The organism is Microbulbifer elongatus (genome assembly GCF_020524885.1).
Classification (GTDB): Bacteria; Pseudomonadota; Gammaproteobacteria; order Pseudomonadales; family Cellvibrionaceae; genus Microbulbifer; species Microbulbifer elongatus_A.
Genome location: NZ_JAIVKJ010000001.1, coordinates 990,285 through 1,007,635 on the forward strand (window position 1 = coordinate 990,285; position 17,351 = coordinate 1,007,635).

A 17,351-nucleotide genomic window follows, 5' to 3' on the forward strand; every position below is an offset into this window, starting at 1 on the left:
ACCCGAGTTGGTGAGGAGAAGACCACAGAATGCAGACCAGTATTCACCCGACGGCGATCGTTGACGGCTCGGCGAAAATTGGCGAGGGCGTGAAGATAGGCCCTTACAGTGTGATCGGGCCGGACGTGGAAATTGGTGATGGCTGTGAAATTGCCTCCCATGCTGTCCTGAGCGGACCGACCAAGTTGGGTAAAAACAACCGTATTTACCAGTTCTCGACGGTTGGGCAGGACACGCCGGACAAGAAGTATCAGGGCGAAGATACGACTCTGGTGATTGGCGATAACAACGTCATTCGTGAAGGCGTCACCATTCACCGTGGCACCGTTCAGGATCGCGGAGAAACCACCATCGGCAATGATAACCTGCTGATGGCCTATGCCCATATCGGTCACGATAGTGTTATTGGCAATAACACCATTCTCGTCAACAACGTTGCCTTGGCGGGCCATGTGTTTGTGCGCGACTGGGCTATCTTGAGCGGCTACACGCTGGTTCACCAGTACTGCACCATCGGCGAGCATGCGTTCACCGGGATGGGGGCAGGTATCGGCAAGGACGTGCCCGCTTATGTGATGGTGGCTGGAAATCCGGCGGAAGCGAAAACCATCAATGCCGAGGGATTGCGTCGTCGGGGATTCAGCCGGGAAGATATCTCTCTGATCAACAAGGCCTACAAGATTGTCTATCGGCGCGGTTTGACCACCGATGAGGCGCTCGAGTCTCTCGCACAGCTCCGTCAGGAATCCGCGGTTATTCAGCCTTGGATTGACTCTCTGCAAAATTCTACCCGCGGCATTGTTCGCTGAGGATGTCCGTGGCTGAACGAGATGTACTGCGTATCGGCATGCTGGCCGGTGAGGCGTCGGGAGACATCCTTGGGGCCGGTCTGATTGCGGCGCTGCAAAAGCGCTTTGATCGGGTTGAGGTCACGGGCATTGCGGGGCCTCGTATGCAGGCTCTTGGCGCCGATTCCATGTTCCCGATGGAGCGTTTGTCTGTCATGGGGCTGGTGGAGCCCCTCAAGCGTCTGCCAGAACTGCTAAAGATTCGTCGTTCCCTGCGGCAGCACTTTATCGCCAACCCCCCGGACCTGTTTATCGGTATCGATTCACCGGATTTTAATCTCGGGCTTGAAGAATCGTTGCGATCTGCGGGTATACCCACCATGCATTATGTGAGTCCATCCGTCTGGGCCTGGCGCCAGGGGCGAATCAAGAAGATCGCCCGGGCAGTGGATCACATGCTTACACTGCTGCCGTTTGAGGCCGAATTCTATCGCGAGCACAAGGTGCCGGTGACGTTTGTCGGGCACCCGCTCGCAGATGACATACCGCTTGATGTTGATGTGTCGGCGGCAAAAACGGCGCTCGGGTTTGCGGCGGAAGATGAGGTGGTTGCATTACTGCCTGGCAGTCGTGGCGGAGAAGTGCGCTTGCTGGGGCCCCTGTTTCTGCAGGCGGCCCTCTGGTGTTCCCAGCGCCGGCGCAGCCTGCGATTTGTTCTGCCGGCAGCTAGTTCCGAGCGAAAAGTGCAGCTGGAGCAGCAGATTGCGGATATGCCGGGTATAGAGGCGTTACCGCTGACCATTCTCGATGGGCAGTCTCAGCAGGCGCTGGCGGCGGCGGACGCAGTGCTGATTGCCTCCGGCACTGCCACGCTGGAAACCATGTTAATGAACAAGCCCATGGTGGTGGCCTACAAGATGGCGAGTCTTTCCTACGCCATTTTCTCTCGTATGCTGCACACGCCTTGGGTTTCCCTTCCCAATCTGCTGGCACAGCGCGAGCTGGTGCCGGAGATCCTTCAGGATGATGCAACGCCGGAAGCGTTGGGTGCGGCGGTGCTGAATTATTTCGAGGATCCGCTGCTGGGTGATCGCCTGCGCAGGGAGTTCAGCGAACTACACCAGCAATTGCGTCGCGACGCCTCCGAAAAAGCCGCGGATGCTGTCTGCAGTCTGATCAATCGATAACTCTGATTCGAAAAACTCCAATGAAATCCAAATCCCCCCTCCCACCCTATGTGTGCAGCTATTCCGGCGATCTTCTGGCGGGGGTCGATGAAGTGGGGCGCGGGCCCCTCGCTGGGGATGTGGTAGCGGCCGCGGTGATTCTCGATCCGCAGAACCCCATTCCCGGGCTGGCTGACTCGAAAAAACTGTCTGAGAAAAAGCGCGAACAGCTGTTTGATGAAATTCGGGAAAAGGCCCTGAGTTTTGCGATCGCTCGCGCTACCGTCGATGAAATCGACCAGCTCAATATCCTGCACGCGAGTCTGCTGGCGATGAAGCGCGCTGTAGAGCAGTTGTCGGTACAGCCGGAGTTTGTGCTGGTGGATGGCAATCGCAAACCGCGCTGGCACTACGAGTGTGATACGGTAGTGAAGGGCGATGACCGGGTTGCGGCGATTGCTGCGGCTTCGATATTGGCCAAGGTCACGCGAGACCGTGAGATGGTCGAGCTGGATAAGGTCTACCCGGGCTACGGCCTGGCTGGACACAAGGGGTATCCAACCAAGGTTCATATGGAAGCGCTCGAGAGGCTGGGTGCGACGCCGGCCCACCGCAAAAGTTTTGCGCCGGTGAGGCGGCAGCTGGAACTGATATAGCGCGGGAGCTGAGGTGTTGGAGCTGGCTTAGCTCGCCTTTTTCACTCGCGCGCTGGTGATCATCTTGTCGGACACTTCCACAATTTCAATCAGGTAGTCCTGGATATACAGGCTGATATTGCCCTCCGGAATACTTTCCAGGTGCTCCATGATCAGGCCGTTAAAGGTCTTGGGGCCATCAGTGGGTAGATGCCAGTGCAGGGTGCGGTTGATTTCCCGGATCGATGTACCGCCATCCACCAGATACCAGCCATCTTGCTGCTCGACAATTTCCTCGTCGTCGCTGGGTACCGGGCTCGCGGTAAAGTCTCCGACGATTTCTTCCAGTAGGTCTTCCAGGGTCACGATCCCCATTACCTCGCCGTATTCATCCACTACCAGCCCCATACGCCGTTTTTTCTGCTGAAAATTCATCAGCAGGGTGGGCAGGGGGGTGGCCTCCGGGACGAAATAGGGCTCGTTGAGGTGGGATTTCAGGGTCTCGGCGGTGAGGTCTTTGGGGCCGTCGCGCAGAATCTGCGCCGCGCGGCGCAGGTGCAGTATGCCGACCACCTGATTGATGTCGCCACGATATACCGGCAGGCGGGTATAGCTGCTCTCCGCCAGTTGCTGCAGTATTTCCTCCGCGGAGTTGTCCAGATCGACACCGATCACCTCGTTGCGGGGGATCATGATGTCTTCCACCGTCGCCTGGTCCAGGTCCAGCACGTTCAGCAGCATGCCTTTGTGCTTGGTCGGTAGCAGGGCGCCGGATTCAAAAACCACAGTACGCAACTCTTCCGGGGCCAGATGTTCCGCCTCTGACTCCTTGCCTGCCTCGACGCCAACCAGGCGCGCCAGTGCGTTGGACACGCTTCCGACCAGCCAGACAAAGGGGGACAGCAGCCACAGCAGGGGGCGCAGTATCACGCTGGCGGGGAAGGCAATTTTTTCCGGGTGCAGTGCGGCAATGGTCTTTGGGGTGACCTCGGCAAAGATCAGCACGATGACGGTCAGCGCTGCAGTGGCATACCAGACGCCGGCCTCGCCGTAGAGGCGGGTAAACACGGCACCGGCAATCACCGAGGCGAGAATATTCACCATGTTGTTGCCGATCAGGATCACGCCAATCAGCTTGTCGGGGCGCGCCAGCAGCTCGGTGGCACGCTTGGCACCGCGGTGCCCGCTCTTCGCCTGGTGGCGCAGGCGGTAGCGGTTCAGGGCCATCATGCTGGTTTCTGAGCTCGAGAAGAAGGCGGAAATGACTATCAGCAGGCCTATTAATCCAAATAACAGGCCGGGAGGCAGGTCGTTCAAGGGGGAACTCTTTCTATTGAATCAGGGCGATATTGGATTAGATCTGTGAATGCCGCAAGTCGGCAGTCTCAGCCTCGGGGGAAAATGACTTCGAGAGCCAGCTTGCTGCCAAAAAATGCCAGCATCAGCACCGCAAAAGCAGACAGGGTCCAGCGTACGGCCGTATTCCCACGCCAGCCATTTTTCCAGTGGCCCCAGAGCAGGATGCTGTAAAGGATCCACGCGAGTATCGACAGCGTCGTCTTGTGCACCAGATGCTGGGCAAACAGGTCGTCCACGAACAGTGCACCGGTCACTAGGGAGGCGGTGAGCAGCAGCTGGCCAAACGCTACCAGGCCAAACAGCAGGCTCTCCATAGTTTGCAGCGGAGGCAGCAGGCGGCTAATGCCGGATGGGCGGTGGTTGTGCAACTGCTGGTTGAGCCAGTAAAGGTAGATAGCCTGCAGGGTTGCCAGGGTCAGCAGGGAGTAGGCTGAGATCGAAAGCAGGGCGTGGGCGGCAATACCCGGCGATATATCTGCCTGTGGTGATACGCCGCCCCAGGCGTGTACCGCTGCCATTTCGGACAGGGCTGCCAGGGGGGCAAGGGCCAAAACGAGCAGGGTGAGCCTGTGCTTGAGGGAAAGAAAAAGCAGCAGCAGTGCCACAGCCCAGGTGATCAGGGACAGCATGGCTGACAGGTCGAATCGAAAGCCATTGTCCGTCAGCAGTACGAACCTCAGGGTGATGGCGTGGGCCGCTACCGCGCACGCGAACAGTGCCGTCAGCAGGGGCTGCAGGCGCGCTTGTGATTGGCGAGACAGGCTGACAGCCGCTACTACTGTAGTGGCCAGATAAAGTGCAATTGCCGTCCAGTGGGCGAACGCCGCCATGTAGGGTGATTCCGTCTTGCTGTTTTTATAGGTAAAGGTTATAGGTTCCGGGCGGGCAGTGTGTCACAGCGCGCCTGTGCTGGAAAGCCCGCCTGGGCTATACTGCCGCGTTTTTGGGGTACCGGTAGTTGCCGGCCCACCACGGCTCTTACGATTTGAGAAGGTGATATGTTCGATAACCTGAGCGACCGTCTGTCGTCGGCACTGAAAAAAGTCACAGGTAAAGCGCGTCTGACGGATGACAATATCCGCGACACCTTGCGCGAAGTGCGCAAGGCCCTGCTGGAGGCGGATGTGGCGCTGCCGGTGGTTAAGGAATTTGTTCAGCAGGTACGTACCGCGGCAGTGGGCCAGAAGGTTAGCAAGGCGCTCAACCCCGGTCAGCAGTTTGTCAAGATTGTTCAGGATGAGCTGGTCAAGGTCATGGGTGAGGCGGCCACGCCGCTGAACCTGGCAGTGCAGCCGCCGGCAGTCATCCTGATGGCGGGCCTGCAGGGCGCGGGTAAGACCACCAGCGTGGCCAAGCTCTCCAAGTATCTGCAGGAGCGCGAAAAGAAGAAGGTCATGGTGGTGAGTGCGGACGTCTATCGTCCCGCCGCGATCAAGCAGCTGGAAACCCTGGCGGGTGAGGTGGGTGCACTGTTTCATCCGTCTGAGCCCGATCAGAAGCCGGTGGATATCGCCAAAGGTGCCGTGGAAGCTGCGCGCAAGCAGTTCGCCGATGTGCTGATCGTGGATACCGCCGGTCGCCTGCACATCGATGATCAATTAATGGATGAAATCCGCGAACTTCATGAAGTGCTGGATCCAGCCGAGACCCTGTTCGTTATCGACGCCATGATCGGTCAGGATGCGGTGAATACGGCCAGTGCGTTTAATGAGGCTCTGCCTCTGACTGGTGTGGTGCTGACCAAAGCCGACGGCGATGCCCGTGGCGGTGCTGCGCTGTCTGTGCGCCACGTTACTGGTAAGCCGATCAAGTTTATCGGTGTCGGTGAAAAGACCGATGCGCTGGAAACCTTCCATCCGGACCGGATCGCGTCGCGCATCCTGGGCATGGGCGACATTCTCTCCCTGATCGAACAGGCTGAGCAGACCATCGACAAGTCGAAGGCTGAAAAGCTGGTCAAGAAGGTGCAGAAGGGCAAGGGCTTCGATCTGGAAGATCTGCGCGATCAGCTGCAGCAAATGCAGAATATGGGCGGCCTCGGTGCGCTAATGGACAAAATGCCCGGTATGGGTGGGTTGGCCCAGGCAGCGCAGCAGGCGGATATGGGTAAGGAATTCCGCCGTATGGATGCCCTGATCAGTTCCATGACCCCGGACGAGCGCCGCAACCCAGAGTTGCTGAATGGTTCCCGCAAGCGCCGCATCACGGCGGGGTCGGGCACGCAGATCCAGGATCTGAACCGCCTGCTCAAGCAGCACAAGCAAATGGGCAAGATGATGAAAAAGCTCAAGGGCGGCGGCATGGGCAAGATGATGCGCGGCCTGGGTGGTCTTCCCGGTATGGGCGGCGGCGCTGGTGGTATGGGCGGTGCCGGTGGCCTGGGTGGCATGCCCGGCGGCCTGCCGCCTGGATTTCGTAAAAAGTAAGTTGGGGTCTCTCTTGTTCCGGTAACCCTGGCGGACAGTCCCGGATTTTCGGGCGTTGTGGCGTATTTATTCGCCGCTATACAAACCGTAAACCGTGCATTAGAATACGCCGCCTTTCAGCTAGCCCTATGGCTGCTGAGTGTTGATTTAAAAGCAGATTTTGTTTCGGCTGTTTTGTCGGGCAGGGTCTGAAATACCGCCGTGAGGCGGGATATACCGGTCACAAAGGGTGACTGGTGAGTGTTGAAACTACAGGATAGCTACATGGTAACCATTCGTTTGGCTCGTGGCGGTGCGAAGAAGCGCCCGTTTTATCACCTGACTGTGACCGACAGCCGCAAATCCCGCGACGGTCGTTTCATTGAGCGTGTTGGCTTCTTCAACCCGGTAGCCCGTGGTCAGGAAGAGCGTCTGCGTGTTGACCGCGAACGCGTTGAGTTCTGGGTAGGCCAGGGCGCACAGGTTTCCGACCGCGTCAGCAAGCTGCTGAAAGAATCTGCCTGATTTCTATCTGCCCATTAGTCTGTATTCCGGGGTATCTCTGTGGCTGAGCATTCGGTAGTTGGTGAAGATCTGGTTACCGTAGGCCGTATTACCACAGTGTACGGAGTACGCGGTTGGGTGAAGGTGCACTCCTTTACCGAGCCGATGGACAATATCCTGCAGTTCTCCCGCTGGTGGCTTGCCGCTGCCGGCCAGAGTAGCGAGCAGGGGCAAGGGGCAGGGGGAACGGCGAACTGGCAACCTCTTGAGATCGACCAAGGCAAACGCCACGGCAAAGGCCTGATCGTACATATCAAGGGAGTGGACGACCGCGATCTCGCGGCACAGTTCTGCCAGAGAGATATCGCCATTGACGGCAGTGAAATGCCGCAATTGGACGAAGGTGAATACTACTGGCATCAGCTGCAGGGCCTGCAGGTGGTGAGCCAGTTTGAAGGTCGCGAATTCCGCTTCGGTGAAGTGGTGCGACTGATGGAAACCGGTGCCAACGATGTCATGGTGGTGCGCGGTGGAGACGACGGGCGCGAGCGCCTGATCCCGTATCTGCCTGGCGAATACATCACCAGTGTTGACCTGAAAGCGGGCCAGATTACCGTCGATTGGGACCCCGAGTTCTGATGACGGATGAGCGTGTCGCCATACCCAGGCGCGTGGCCTTGGTAAGTATCTTTCCGGAGATGTTTGCCGCACTGACCGACTATGGTATCAGTGGTCGGGCCGTGAAAGACGGCTTGCTGGAAGTGCGCTGCTGGAATCCGCGGGATTTCACCAGTGACAGGCATCGCACCGTGGACGATCGCCCCTACGGCGGAGGTCCCGGCATGGTGATGCTGGCGGAGCCTCTTACTCAGGCACTGCGCGAGGCGCGCGCCTGGGCGGAAGAGCTCGGCCCTACACGGTCAATCTACCTGTCCCCCCAGGGGCGGCAGCTGGATCAGGCCGGTGTGGAGAGTCTCGCCCAAAGTGGCAATCTGGTTTTGTTGGCCGGTCGCTACGAGGGTGTGGACGAGCGCGTGGTGGAGTCATTGATCGATGAAGAGTGGTCGATCGGGGACTACGTCCTGAGTGGTGGCGAGCTCGCTGCCATGGTGCTGGTAGACGCGGTGACGCGATTGATACCGGGTGCGCTGGGGCACGATCAGTCGGCGGTGGAGGACTCCTTCGCCCAGGGACTGCTCGACTGCCCGCATTACACTCGCCCTGAGGATTATCAGGGCAGCCGGGTTCCGGAAGTACTGCTTTCCGGCAACCATGAAAAAATACGCCGCTGGCGCCTCAAACAGGCCTTGGGGCGCACGCAGCAGCGCAGGCCGGACCTTCTGGAAAAGCTGGCGCTGACCCCGGAACAGGCGCAACTGTTGGAAGAGTTCCTGCAGGAATCGCCCCCCGGGAAACAGAATTAATATCGGATTCGCCGTGAGGCGAGAGTAATTCGGTGATCTAGCCGTGAGGCTACATAAACCCTTTTGGAGAACTCCAAATGACTAACAAAATCATCCAGCAGCTGGAAACTGAGCAGCTCAAAGCAGAACTGCCTGAATTTGCCCCGGGCGACACCATTGTCGTTCAGGTAAAGGTAAAAGAAGGTAACCGTGAGCGTCTGCAGGCGTTTGAAGGTGTGGTAATTGGCAAGCGTAACCGCGGCCTGAACTCTTCTTTCACCGTGCGTAAAATCTCCCACGGTGTTGGTGTAGAGCGTACCTTCCAGACTCACAGCCCGCTGGTAGATAGCATTGCAGTGAAGCGTCGTGGTGACGTTCGTCAGGCCAAGCTGTACTACCTGCGCAACCTGACTGGTAAGGCTGCACGTATCAAGGAAAAACTCGGCTGAGTTTCTTTCTGAGTACAAAAAAACCGGAGCTTGTCTCCGGTTTTTTTGTGCCTGAAAAAACCGCTTCCGCGATGCCGTATCCCCATTTTTCTGGGCTCTGTGATTTAATGCCGCAATGAATGTTTTCTCCGATGCACCGCAATTGATTACCGCCTGGCTAGATATGCTGTGGGCCGAGCGCGGTGTCAGTGAGCACACCCGTGCTGCCTATGGGCGTGATCTGAGGGCGTTTGTTTCTTATTGTGAGGGTATTGGCAAGGATCTCGGTCAGGTCGCAAGAGAGGATATTCTCTCTTATCTGGGCGTGCGACACGCCGCCGGCCAGTCTGCCCGCTCCAGTGCCCGGGCGCTTGCGGCGTTGCGCAGTTTCTATCGCCACTGCTTGCGCCAGCGGTTGATGGAGCACGACCCGGTCGCACTGGTCGACAATCCGAAGATGCCCAAGTCCCTTCCCAAATCCCTTTCGGAAGGCGATGTGGAGGCGCTGCTGCAAGCGCCGGACACAGAAACCCCCATCGGTCTGCGTGATCGGGCTATGTTCGAGCTGCTGTACGCTTGCGGTCTGCGGGTCAGTGAGCTGGTGGAGCTCAATATGTCCCAACTCAATCTGCGCCAGGGGGTGGTGCGGGTTTTCGGCAAGGGCAGTAAGGAGCGCCTGGTGCCCATGGGGCAGGCGGCCGAGCGCTGGCTGGAAAACTACCTGCGTAGCGCCAGGCCACAGTTGCTGGCGATGGGGGAGAGCGATGCCTGCTTTCCCGGGCGCTCCGGTCATGCCATGACCCGGCAGACTTTCTGGTACCGGATCAAGCACTGGGCAAAAGTGGCTGGGATTGAGAAACCCTTGTCGCCGCACACCCTGCGCCACGCATTCGCCACGCATCTGTTGAATCACGGGGCCGACCTTAGGGTTGTGCAGCTACTGCTGGGGCACTCTGACCTGTCGACTACCCAGATTTACACCGCAGTGGCGCGGGCCCGTTTGCAGGCCTTGCACGGGGAGCATCATCCTCGGGGGTGATCCGTTCGTGGAAATTGTGATCTGCCTGTAGTAAAACGCGCCTTGGCCTCTCGTGCGCGAGTGGTAAGTGCCATACTGGGCTGAACCCTCGACCGCGCGCGCGGTCTGATAAAGACGAATAATCTGGAGCGAACCGAACCATGACATTTCTTGCCAAGCCACTCTCCGTCCTGGCTGCCCTCTCTACTTCTCTGTTGCTGGGGCAGGTAGCGTTCGCAGATGTGGATGAAGCTGTTGCCAAGCAGATCAAGGCCAAGCTGACTGCCGGCAACCCACAGGCAACCTTTGGTGACGTACGCGAAAGCCCGGTACCGGGTTTGTATGAGGTGGATGTGAACGGCGGCAACGTCCTGTTCGTCTCAAAAGACGGTGGTCACTTTATTGCCGGCGACATGTTCGAAGTGGGGCCGCAACAGGTGGTGAACCTCTCTGAGCAGCGTCGTGGGCTGCATCGCGCGGAAGTGATGGGGCAACAGGACACCAAAGATATGATTGTGTTTTCCCCTAAAGGGAAAGCCAAAGCGCATATCTACGTGTTTACCGATGTGGACTGCGGCTACTGCCGCAAGCTGCACGAAGACGTGCCCGAGCTGAATCGTCGCGGTATCGAAGTGCGTTACCTGGCGTTCCCCCGTGCTGGAATCAACTCCGTTGGTTATCGCAAGCTGGCCACAGCCTGGTGCGCGGATGACCCGAACAAGACCCTGACCGACCTCAAAAACCGCAAGAATGTGTCACTGGAGGTGTGTAAAAACAACCCGGTAGCGGCCCAATACAAAATGGGTAATGAGGTGATCGACGTACGTGGTACACCGACTATCGTGATGGAAGATGGCACCGTGGTGCCCGGTTACATTCCGCCGGCAACCCTGGCCAAAGCGCTGGGTATCTGAGCCGGTCTGATCAAGACGGGTTCAGGCCAGGTTTTTGTCTCGGGGTAATTCCCGGGGCAATAAGAAGACGAATAAAGGGTCGGCAGTTGCCGACCCTTTTTCATTTCTGCTGGCATCTGGCAAGCTGATACTTGAGTGTGCCAGGCTCGCTGAGCGATGCCTGATCGGTTTGGCGCATTTATGACCGGGGTGCGCAATTTAATTGACAATTTCCCCCCTGTCTCAGTATGGTTGTCGACCTTTTTTTGAAATATACGCCAGTTATTGCGTTGTTTTCTGTTTTTAGAGTCATGCGTTAGATCCATGCGCGGAGGGAAGTTGTGAGCGCATTTGCCGATGAAGCCACCCGTAGAGACGTAGAAGTCTCAGAGAATTCCAGAGCCGAGGGCAGTTTGCCTGCGGTGCGTATCGGTATTTGTGGTCTTGGGACCGTAGGTAGCGGTACGGTCAATGTGATGGCGCGCAATAATGAAGAGATTGCCGCGCGCTGTGGTCGCCCGGTAGAGGTCGTGCAGGTTGGCGCCCGCCGTGATAACCCTGACTGCGACATGACGGTCCTGAACGTTACCCGTGAAATCTTCGACGTGGCCAACAATCCCGATGTGGATGTGCTGGTGGAGTTGATTGGCGGCACCACCGTCGCCCGCGAACTGGTATTGACCGCTATCGCCAATGGCAAGCATGTAGTGACCGCGAATAAGGCGCTAATTGCCGAGCACGGCAATGAGCTGTTTGCCGCCGCCGCCGACAAGGGCGTGACTATTGCTTATGAGGCGGCGGTAGCCGGCGGTATCCCCATTATCAAGTCCCTGCGCGAGGGCCTGGTCGGTAACCGTATCCAGTGGCTTGCGGGTATTATCAACGGCACTGGCAACTACATCCTGACCGAGATGCGGGAGAAGGGGCGCAGCTTCGACGAGGCGCTGGCACAGGCTCAGGCGCTGGGTTACGCAGAGGCTGACCCTACATTTGATGTCGAAGGTATCGACGCCGCCCACAAGCTGGTGATCATGGCTTCCCTGGCCTTCGGCATGCCGCTGGCATTCGACAAGGTGTTTACCGAGGGCATTAGCGGTGTTGCCAAGGAAGATATCCAGTACGCCGATGAGCTGGGCTATCGCATCAAGCACCTGGGTATCGCTCGTCGCACCAATGACGGTGTGGAGCTTCGGGTCCACCCGACCCTGATTCCCCAGCGCCGCCTGATTGCCAATGTGAATGGCGTAATGAACGCAGTTCTGGTTCACGGTGATGCAGTGGGCCCGACCCTGTATTACGGCGCCGGCGCCGGTGCCGAAGCCACCGCTTCTGCAGTGATCGCGGATATCGTAGACGTGGCGCGCACGCTGAATGTGCGCCCGGATCAGCGTGTGCCTTTGGCCGGTGTTACCCAGGCCAGCCAGGGTAACCTGGACGACGTTCTGCCCATGGCAGAGGCCGAGACCAGCTACTACATGCGCATTTCTGCCTTTGATAAGCCGGGCGTCATGTCCAAGGTGGCAACCATTTGCAGTGATCAGGGCATCAGTATCGAGGCCTTGATCCAGCACGAGCCCGCGGAAGATGAAGAGCTTGTGCCGGTGGTGCTGCTGACCAGTCGCGCGCGCGAAGCGCAATTACAGGAAGCGGTGAACCAGATCGAAGCGCTGGACAGTATCCAGGGCCCGGTGGTGCGCATTCGCGTTGAGCCTCTCGGCTGAGTACCGGGATGTGACCTTGAGGTGAGGGCGCCGCGCTCACCTCCTTTCTCTTTCTAGAATTCTTCAAGTCAGTAACAACATCGTGAAATTTGTCAGCACCCGCGGCCGCGCGCCGTCTCTCAGCTTTGCCGATACCGTTCTCACCGGCCTCGCCAGTGATGGCGGCCTGTATGTTCCCGAAAAACTGCCCAGCTTCAGTCGTGAAGAAATTGCCGAAATGGCCGGGCTGGATTACAAGGAGCTGGCGTTCCGCATTATGTGGCCTTTCGTTTCAGAAGATCTGAGCGAAGAGGAAATGCGTGGCATCATCGATCGTGCTTACGCCAATTTCCGCCACACCGCCATTGCCCCGCTGGTGCAGACAGACCACAACGAGTGGGTAATGGAGCTGTTCCAGGGGCCGACTCTGGCGTTCAAGGATTTTGCGCTGCAGTTCCTCGGTCAGCTGTTCGACCTGCTGCTGAAAAAGCGCGGGGAAAAAGTCGTGGTGCTGGGTGCGACCTCCGGCGATACCGGCTCGGCGGCCATCGAAGGCTGTCGCCACTGCGAAAATATCGATATTTTCATTCTGCATCCGCACAACCGGGTTTCCGAGGTGCAGCGCAAGCAGATGACCACCGTGCTGTCGGACAACGTCTACAACATTGCACTCGAGGGCAATTTCGACGATTGCCAGAATATGGTCAAGGCCAGTTTTGCCGACCAGTCTTTCCTGCCCGACGGGCGTCGATTGGTCGCGGTAAACTCTATCAACTGGGCGCGGATCATGGCTCAGATCGTCTACTACTTTCACGCGGCCCTGAGCCTTGGCGGCCCGCACCGCCCGGTGAATTTTTCCGTGCCCACGGGCAATTTCGGCGATATCTTTGCCGGTTATCTCGCCAGCAAAATGGGGCTGCCCATCAATCAGCTGGTGATCGCCACCAACGCCAACGATATTTTGCACCGCTGTATCAGCGCCAACGACCACTCACCGAAGCCACTGGTACACAGTCTGTCGCCGAGCATGGACATTATGGTGTCCAGTAATTTTGAGCGTCTGTTGTTCGATCTGTACGATCGCAATGGCGATGCCGTGGCGGAACTTCTGGCAGATCGCAGCGCGCCGCTGAAGCTGGATGAGGGCGTACTGGAAAATGCCCGTACCCTGTTTGCTTCCGAGCGTGTAGGGGACGAGCGCACTGTGGAGGTGATCCGCGAGGTGTTCGAGTCCACCGAGTATCTGCTGGATCCGCATACCGCCATCGGTGTTGAAGCGGCGCGGCGTGCGCGCAAATCCAAAGCGGAGCCGATGGTGTGTTTGGCCACGGCGCACCCTGCCAAGTTCAGCGAGGCGGTCGACAAAGCCCTGCCGGGTACCGAAGTGCCTCTGCCGCACCATATGCAGGACCTGTTGCAGCGGGAAGAGCGGATGCAAGTGCTGCAAAACGACCTTTCTGCGGTACACGATTTTATCTCCAGGCAATTGGGCTAAGCCCCGTTTGAGCCGCAGCCGGTCGGCGGTAGAATGACGTTTTGCCGGGTGCGCTCGGCAGGCGCAGGAAGCTTCGGCTACCGTATACGACCACCGAACACGACGACCGGATGCGATGAACGCGATTATTCAAAGACGGCCAGTGGATTTATCCTCTGGCCGTTTTACGTCCTCCACACCAGAAATCCTCCAGCGGGTCCTGCTGGGCCGCGGCGTGGCCAGCGAGGAAGCTCTGGACCACCAGCTGACCCGTCTGCTTAGCCCGGCATCGATGCGTGGCGTCGATGCCGCTGTCGATCTGTTGGTGGAGGCAGTGCGCAACCAGCAAAAAATTCTGATCGTCGGCGATTTCGACGCTGACGGTGCCACCAGCAGTACTCTCTCGGTGCTGGCACTGGGCGCGCTCGGTGCCGGGCCAGTGGATTTCCTCGTCCCCAACCGGTTTGAGTTTGGTTACGGCCTGACCCCGGAAATCGTCGAGGTGGCACAGGAATATAATCCGGACCTGTTGATCACCGTGGACAATGGCATCAGTAGCATCGACGGCGTGGCGGCTGCGCGAGCGGCGGGTCTCAAGGTCATCGTTACCGACCACCACCTGCCGGGCAGTGAACTGCCGGATGCCGACGCCATCGTCAATCCCAACCAGCCCGATTGTGAATTTCCGAGCAAAAACCTCGCCGGTGTGGGCGTGATTTTTTATCTGCTGAGTCGTCTGAAAAGCGTGCTGCAACAGCAGGGCTGGTTTGAGGAGGTGGGCATCCCGGCCCCCAACATGGCGGAGTACCTGGATCTGGTCGCCCTCGGCACCGTGGCGGACCTGGTGCCGCTGGACCAGAACAACCGGGTGTTGGTGCACCAGGGGATCGCGCGTATCCGCGCCGGCCGCTGCCGCCCGGGTATTCAGGCACTGATGGACGTGGCGGGGAGGGACCGCGCGCGGCTTTCCACCACTGATATTGGGTTTATCCTTGGCCCGCGTATCAATGCCGCTGGCCGCCTCGATGATATTGGCACCGGTATCCGCTGCCTGCTGACCCGCGATCCGCAAGAGGCGCGTGAGCTGGCGGCCGAGCTGGACGGTCTCAATCGCGATCGCAAGGCGATTGAAGCGGGGATGCAGCGGGAGGCAATGGCAGCACTGGAAAAACTGCAGCTCGCGGAGGAAGGGCTGCCATGGAGCCTGTGCCTGTACGACAGCGCCTGGCATCAGGGCGTAGTCGGTATCCTTGCCAGCCGGATCAAGGAAAAGTTTCACCGTCCGGTAATCGCGTTTGCCGATGGGGACAATGGCCTGGTGAAAGGGTCGGCGCGCTCCATTCCAGGCCTGCATATTCGCGATGCGTTAAGCGATGTGGCTGCAACGCATCCGCAGCTGATCAGCAAATTTGGCGGTCACGCCATGGCTGCCGGCCTGAGCCTGCCTGCGGAAAACCTGCAGGCGTTTACCGACGCTTTCGAGCAAGCTGTGCGCGGGCGCCTCAAAGAATCGCAATTGCAGGCGATAATCGAAACCGATGGCGAACTGCAGCCACACGAATTTTCCATGGAAACGGCCGCGCTGCTGCGGGCTTGTGCACCCTGGGGGCAGGCTTTTCCCGAGCCGGAATTTGATGGCGAATTCCTGTTGCTGCAACAGCGTATTGTTGGTGATCGACACCTGAAAATGACGGTGGCACCAATCAATGCACCACAGCAGGCGATCGATGCCATTGCTTTCAATATCGATACCGATTTCTGGCCCGCTCAGGTGGAGACAGTCCAACTGGCGTTCAAACTGGATATCAATGAATTCCGTGGCCGACAGTCGCTGCAGTTGATGGTCAGCCATATCCGCCCCCTCTGAAAACTATTTTTTCGGTAGGAGCCTGCCTGGCAGGCGAACACTTGTTGAGTTTAGGTGTTCGCCTGCAGGGCAGGCTCTTACGATATGTGAATCAGGAACTCAAATGCATCAAAAACAGGCGCGCGCCGAACTTCTACTGCTGTTGGCAGCACTCTTCTGGGGTGTCGCTTTTGTGCCGCAGAAAATGGCCATGGAGCACCTGCCTCCGCTGGCCTTCAATGCCTGGCGGTTTCTGCTGGGTGGCCTGATTCTGATTCCCCTGGTGTACTGGCTATCGGCAAAACGCGAGGTGGCCACACCGGAGGCGGGCACCGAGGTCAAAACCGGTTGGCGCAAGTGCCTGCCCGGAGGCGCGATTCTCGGATTCTGGTTGTTTCTCGGCGCCGCTTTGCAGCAGTGGGGGCTGGTGTACACCAGCGCCGGGCGCGCGGGCTTTATTTCCGGTATGGAAATGCTGCTGGTGTCGGTTATTGGCCTGTCGCTGGGCGTGGCCACCAACCGCTGGACCTGGGCGGGTATCGGTGTTGCCCTTGTCGGGCTCTATGTACTGGGTGATTTTTCCCAGGAGTCCCAGATGATCGGGGACCTGCTGGTGTTTTGTGGGGCTTTTGCCTTTGCAGTACAGGTGTTGACTGCGGATCGCCTGGTGCAGCGCTATCACGCACTGCGTCTGGCGGCCATCCAGTTTATTTTCTGCGGGCTTTTTTCTGCACTCGCCTCGCTTTTGATCGAGGAGGCAACTCTGCAGGGGGCCGTTGATGCGGCCTGGCCTATCGCCTATATGATGATTTTCTCCACCGCCATCGCGTTTACTTTCCAGTTGCTGGGGCTGCGCCACGCGGCGACCTCTCACGCTACGGTAATCATGAGCCTGGAATCTGTATTCGCGCTGATCGCCGGCTGGCTGATTCTGAGTGAGGTCTTCACCGGGCACGAGTTGCTGGGGTGTGGGCTGATGCTGGCGGGGATGCTGCTCAGTCGCTATGGGACTCACGCGGGTACCCATCACTGATTCATCGAGACTCGCTGTACATAACGGGATAGTGACGTGATTGATTTTTCCGTACTGGCACTGTTTGTGCCGACCTTCTTTTTTGTGTCCATTACGCCGGGCATGTGTATGACCCTGGCTCTGACCATGGGAATGGCTTTCGGGGTGCGCCGCACCCTGTGGATGATGCTGGGAGAGTTGTGCGGTGTGGCGCTGGTGGCCATCGCTGCAGTGGTGGGTATTGCCGCGTTTATGCTGAAGCACCCCACGGCCTTCCAGGTATTCAAATACTGCGGTGCTGTCTATCTGGCGTATCTTGGTGTTCAGATGTGGCGCGCGCGGGGGCGTATGGTGCTGGTAGAGCCCTCAGCGGATAAAGAGCCCGGGGCACAGCCTGTAATGCCCGCACTCACAATGATCACGCAGGGTTTTGTAACCGCCGTCGCCAACCCGAAAGGCTGGGCCTTTTTTATCGCCCTGTTGCCACCGTTTATCAATCAGGACAAGCCGTTACTTGCACAGATGGTGGTACTCCTCTGTATTATCCTGAGCCTGGAGTTTATCTGTATGCTGATATACGCCAGTGGCGGCCGTACCCTGAGTCGCCTGCTGCACAAGGGAGAAAACGTGCGCCTGATGAACCGCATTGCCGGCACATTGATGCTGGGCGTGGGGGGCTGGCTCGCGCTAAGCTGAATGGAATAGTGACCCGCCCTTGAC

General features: G+C 58.4%; 17 protein-coding genes. 15 read left to right on the forward strand and 2 right to left on the reverse strand.

Features of this window, described 5'->3' with window-relative positions; all coding sequences use genetic code 11:
* Positions 1 to 29: 29 nt before the first annotated feature.
* Genes lpxA through rnhB form a run of 3 tightly spaced genes read left to right on the forward strand, consistent with a single transcriptional unit; the run spans position 30 to position 2,610 of the window.
* Positions 30 to 809, forward strand: a complete 780-nt coding sequence (lpxA, locus tag LC059_RS04165; protein ID WP_226702556.1) for an acyl-ACP--UDP-N-acetylglucosamine O-acyltransferase — start codon at positions 30 to 32, stop codon at positions 807 to 809.
* 38 nt (positions 810 to 847) lie between these two features.
* Positions 848 to 1,975, forward strand: a complete 1,128-nt coding sequence (lpxB, locus tag LC059_RS04170) for a lipid-A-disaccharide synthase (protein WP_413231545.1) — start codon at positions 848 to 850, stop codon at positions 1,973 to 1,975.
* Positions 1,976 to 1,995: 20 nt separating this feature from the next.
* Entirely contained in the window at positions 1,996 to 2,610 is a 615-nt protein-coding gene (gene rnhB, locus LC059_RS04175) for a ribonuclease HII (RefSeq protein ID WP_226702558.1), read from the forward strand.
* Between the two features lie 27 nt (positions 2,611 to 2,637).
* On the opposite strand, the gene LC059_RS04180 is transcribed toward rnhB, so the two are convergent.
* Both LC059_RS04180 and LC059_RS04185 read right to left on the reverse strand, forming a co-directional pair.
* Positions 2,638 to 3,906: an HlyC/CorC family transporter gene (locus LC059_RS04180; RefSeq protein ID WP_226702559.1), complete on the reverse strand. Its 1,269-nt coding sequence runs from the start codon at positions 3,904 to 3,906 to the stop codon at positions 2,638 to 2,640.
* A gap of 68 nt (positions 3,907 to 3,974) precedes the next feature.
* Positions 3,975 to 4,778 (reverse strand): inner membrane protein YpjD, encoded by an 804-nt coding sequence (locus LC059_RS04185; protein WP_226702560.1) that lies wholly within the window; start codon positions 4,776 to 4,778, stop codon positions 3,975 to 3,977.
* Between the two features lie 168 nt (positions 4,779 to 4,946).
* On the opposite strand from LC059_RS04185, the gene ffh reads away from it, so the two are divergent.
* From ffh to LC059_RS04245, 12 genes are all read left to right on the forward strand, one after another.
* Positions 4,947 to 6,374, forward strand: a complete 1,428-nt coding sequence (ffh, locus tag LC059_RS04190) for a signal recognition particle protein (RefSeq protein ID WP_226702561.1) — start codon at positions 4,947 to 4,949, stop codon at positions 6,372 to 6,374.
* Between the two features lie 264 nt (positions 6,375 to 6,638).
* Complete coding sequence (gene rpsP / locus LC059_RS04195) at positions 6,639 to 6,878, forward strand: 30S ribosomal protein S16 (RefSeq protein ID WP_066965320.1); 240 nt, start codon at positions 6,639 to 6,641, stop codon at positions 6,876 to 6,878.
* Positions 6,879 to 6,917: 39 nt separating this feature from the next.
* On the forward strand, positions 6,918 to 7,496 hold the full coding sequence (gene rimM, locus LC059_RS04200) for a ribosome maturation factor RimM (protein WP_226702562.1): 579 nt from the start codon (positions 6,918 to 6,920) through the stop codon (positions 7,494 to 7,496).
* Positions 7,496 to 8,281 carry a tRNA (guanosine(37)-N1)-methyltransferase TrmD gene (gene trmD / locus LC059_RS04205; protein WP_226702563.1) on the forward strand — a complete coding sequence of 262 codons (786 nt, stop codon included), beginning with the start codon at positions 7,496 to 7,498 and terminating at the stop codon, positions 8,279 to 8,281. The genes rimM and trmD overlap by 1 nt, the downstream gene beginning before the upstream one ends.
* Before the next feature lie 77 nt (positions 8,282 to 8,358).
* On the forward strand, positions 8,359 to 8,709 hold the full coding sequence (gene rplS / locus LC059_RS04210) for a 50S ribosomal protein L19 (RefSeq protein WP_066965310.1): 351 nt from the start codon (positions 8,359 to 8,361) through the stop codon (positions 8,707 to 8,709).
* Positions 8,710 to 8,824: 115 nt separating this feature from the next.
* Entirely contained in the window at positions 8,825 to 9,727 is a 903-nt protein-coding gene (gene xerD / locus LC059_RS04215; RefSeq protein WP_226702564.1) for a site-specific tyrosine recombinase XerD, read from the forward strand.
* 140 nt (positions 9,728 to 9,867) lie between these two features.
* Positions 9,868 to 10,620: a thioredoxin fold domain-containing protein gene (locus tag LC059_RS04220; RefSeq protein ID WP_226702565.1), complete on the forward strand. Its 753-nt coding sequence runs from the start codon at positions 9,868 to 9,870 to the stop codon at positions 10,618 to 10,620.
* A gap of 392 nt (positions 10,621 to 11,012) precedes the next feature.
* Entirely contained in the window at positions 11,013 to 12,320 is a 1,308-nt protein-coding gene (locus LC059_RS04225) for a homoserine dehydrogenase (RefSeq protein ID WP_226703183.1), read from the forward strand.
* Positions 12,321 to 12,402: 82 nt separating this feature from the next.
* Positions 12,403 to 13,794, forward strand: coding sequence for a threonine synthase (gene thrC / locus LC059_RS04230; protein ID WP_226702566.1), 1,392 nt, complete (start codon positions 12,403 to 12,405; stop codon positions 13,792 to 13,794).
* Between the two features lie 115 nt (positions 13,795 to 13,909).
* A complete protein-coding gene (recJ, locus tag LC059_RS04235; protein WP_226702567.1) occupies positions 13,910 to 15,640 on the forward strand; it encodes a single-stranded-DNA-specific exonuclease RecJ in 1,731 nt (576 codons plus the stop codon).
* A gap of 103 nt (positions 15,641 to 15,743) precedes the next feature.
* Entirely contained in the window at positions 15,744 to 16,652 is a 909-nt protein-coding gene (locus LC059_RS04240) for a DMT family transporter (protein ID WP_226702568.1), read from the forward strand.
* A gap of 36 nt (positions 16,653 to 16,688) precedes the next feature.
* Positions 16,689 to 17,327 (forward strand): LysE family translocator, encoded by a 639-nt coding sequence (locus LC059_RS04245; RefSeq protein ID WP_226702569.1) that lies wholly within the window; start codon positions 16,689 to 16,691, stop codon positions 17,325 to 17,327.
* The last annotated feature ends 24 nt before the right edge of the window (positions 17,328 to 17,351 follow it).

What these genes read in the sequence shown, in the direction of transcription:
- lpxB (WP_413231545.1), top strand. Translation starts at nt 848, where the DNA reads ATGCTGGCCGGTGAGGCGTCGGGAGACATCCTTGGGGCCGGTCTGATT.
- recJ (WP_226702567.1), top strand. Translation starts at nt 13,910, where the DNA reads ATGAACGCGATTATTCAAAGACGGCCAGTGGATTTATCCTCTGGCCGT.
- LC059_RS04220 (WP_226702565.1), top strand. Translation starts at nt 9,868, where the DNA reads ATGACATTTCTTGCCAAGCCACTCTCCGTCCTGGCTGCCCTCTCTACT.
- LC059_RS04185 (WP_226702560.1), bottom strand. Translation starts at nt 4,778, where the DNA reads ATGGCGGCGTTCGCCCACTGGACGGCAATTGCACTTTATCTGGCCACT.
- LC059_RS04240 (WP_226702568.1), top strand. Translation starts at nt 15,744, where the DNA reads ATGCATCAAAAACAGGCGCGCGCCGAACTTCTACTGCTGTTGGCAGCA.
- rplS (WP_066965310.1), top strand. Translation starts at nt 8,359, where the DNA reads ATGACTAACAAAATCATCCAGCAGCTGGAAACTGAGCAGCTCAAAGCA.
- lpxA (WP_226702556.1), top strand. Translation starts at nt 30, where the DNA reads ATGCAGACCAGTATTCACCCGACGGCGATCGTTGACGGCTCGGCGAAA.
- trmD (WP_226702563.1), top strand. Translation starts at nt 7,496, where the DNA reads ATGACGGATGAGCGTGTCGCCATACCCAGGCGCGTGGCCTTGGTAAGT.
- rnhB (WP_226702558.1), top strand. Translation starts at nt 1,996, where the DNA reads ATGAAATCCAAATCCCCCCTCCCACCCTATGTGTGCAGCTATTCCGGC.
- rpsP (WP_066965320.1), top strand. Translation starts at nt 6,639, where the DNA reads ATGGTAACCATTCGTTTGGCTCGTGGCGGTGCGAAGAAGCGCCCGTTT.
- ffh (WP_226702561.1), top strand. Translation starts at nt 4,947, where the DNA reads ATGTTCGATAACCTGAGCGACCGTCTGTCGTCGGCACTGAAAAAAGTC.
- xerD (WP_226702564.1), top strand. Translation starts at nt 8,825, where the DNA reads ATGAATGTTTTCTCCGATGCACCGCAATTGATTACCGCCTGGCTAGAT.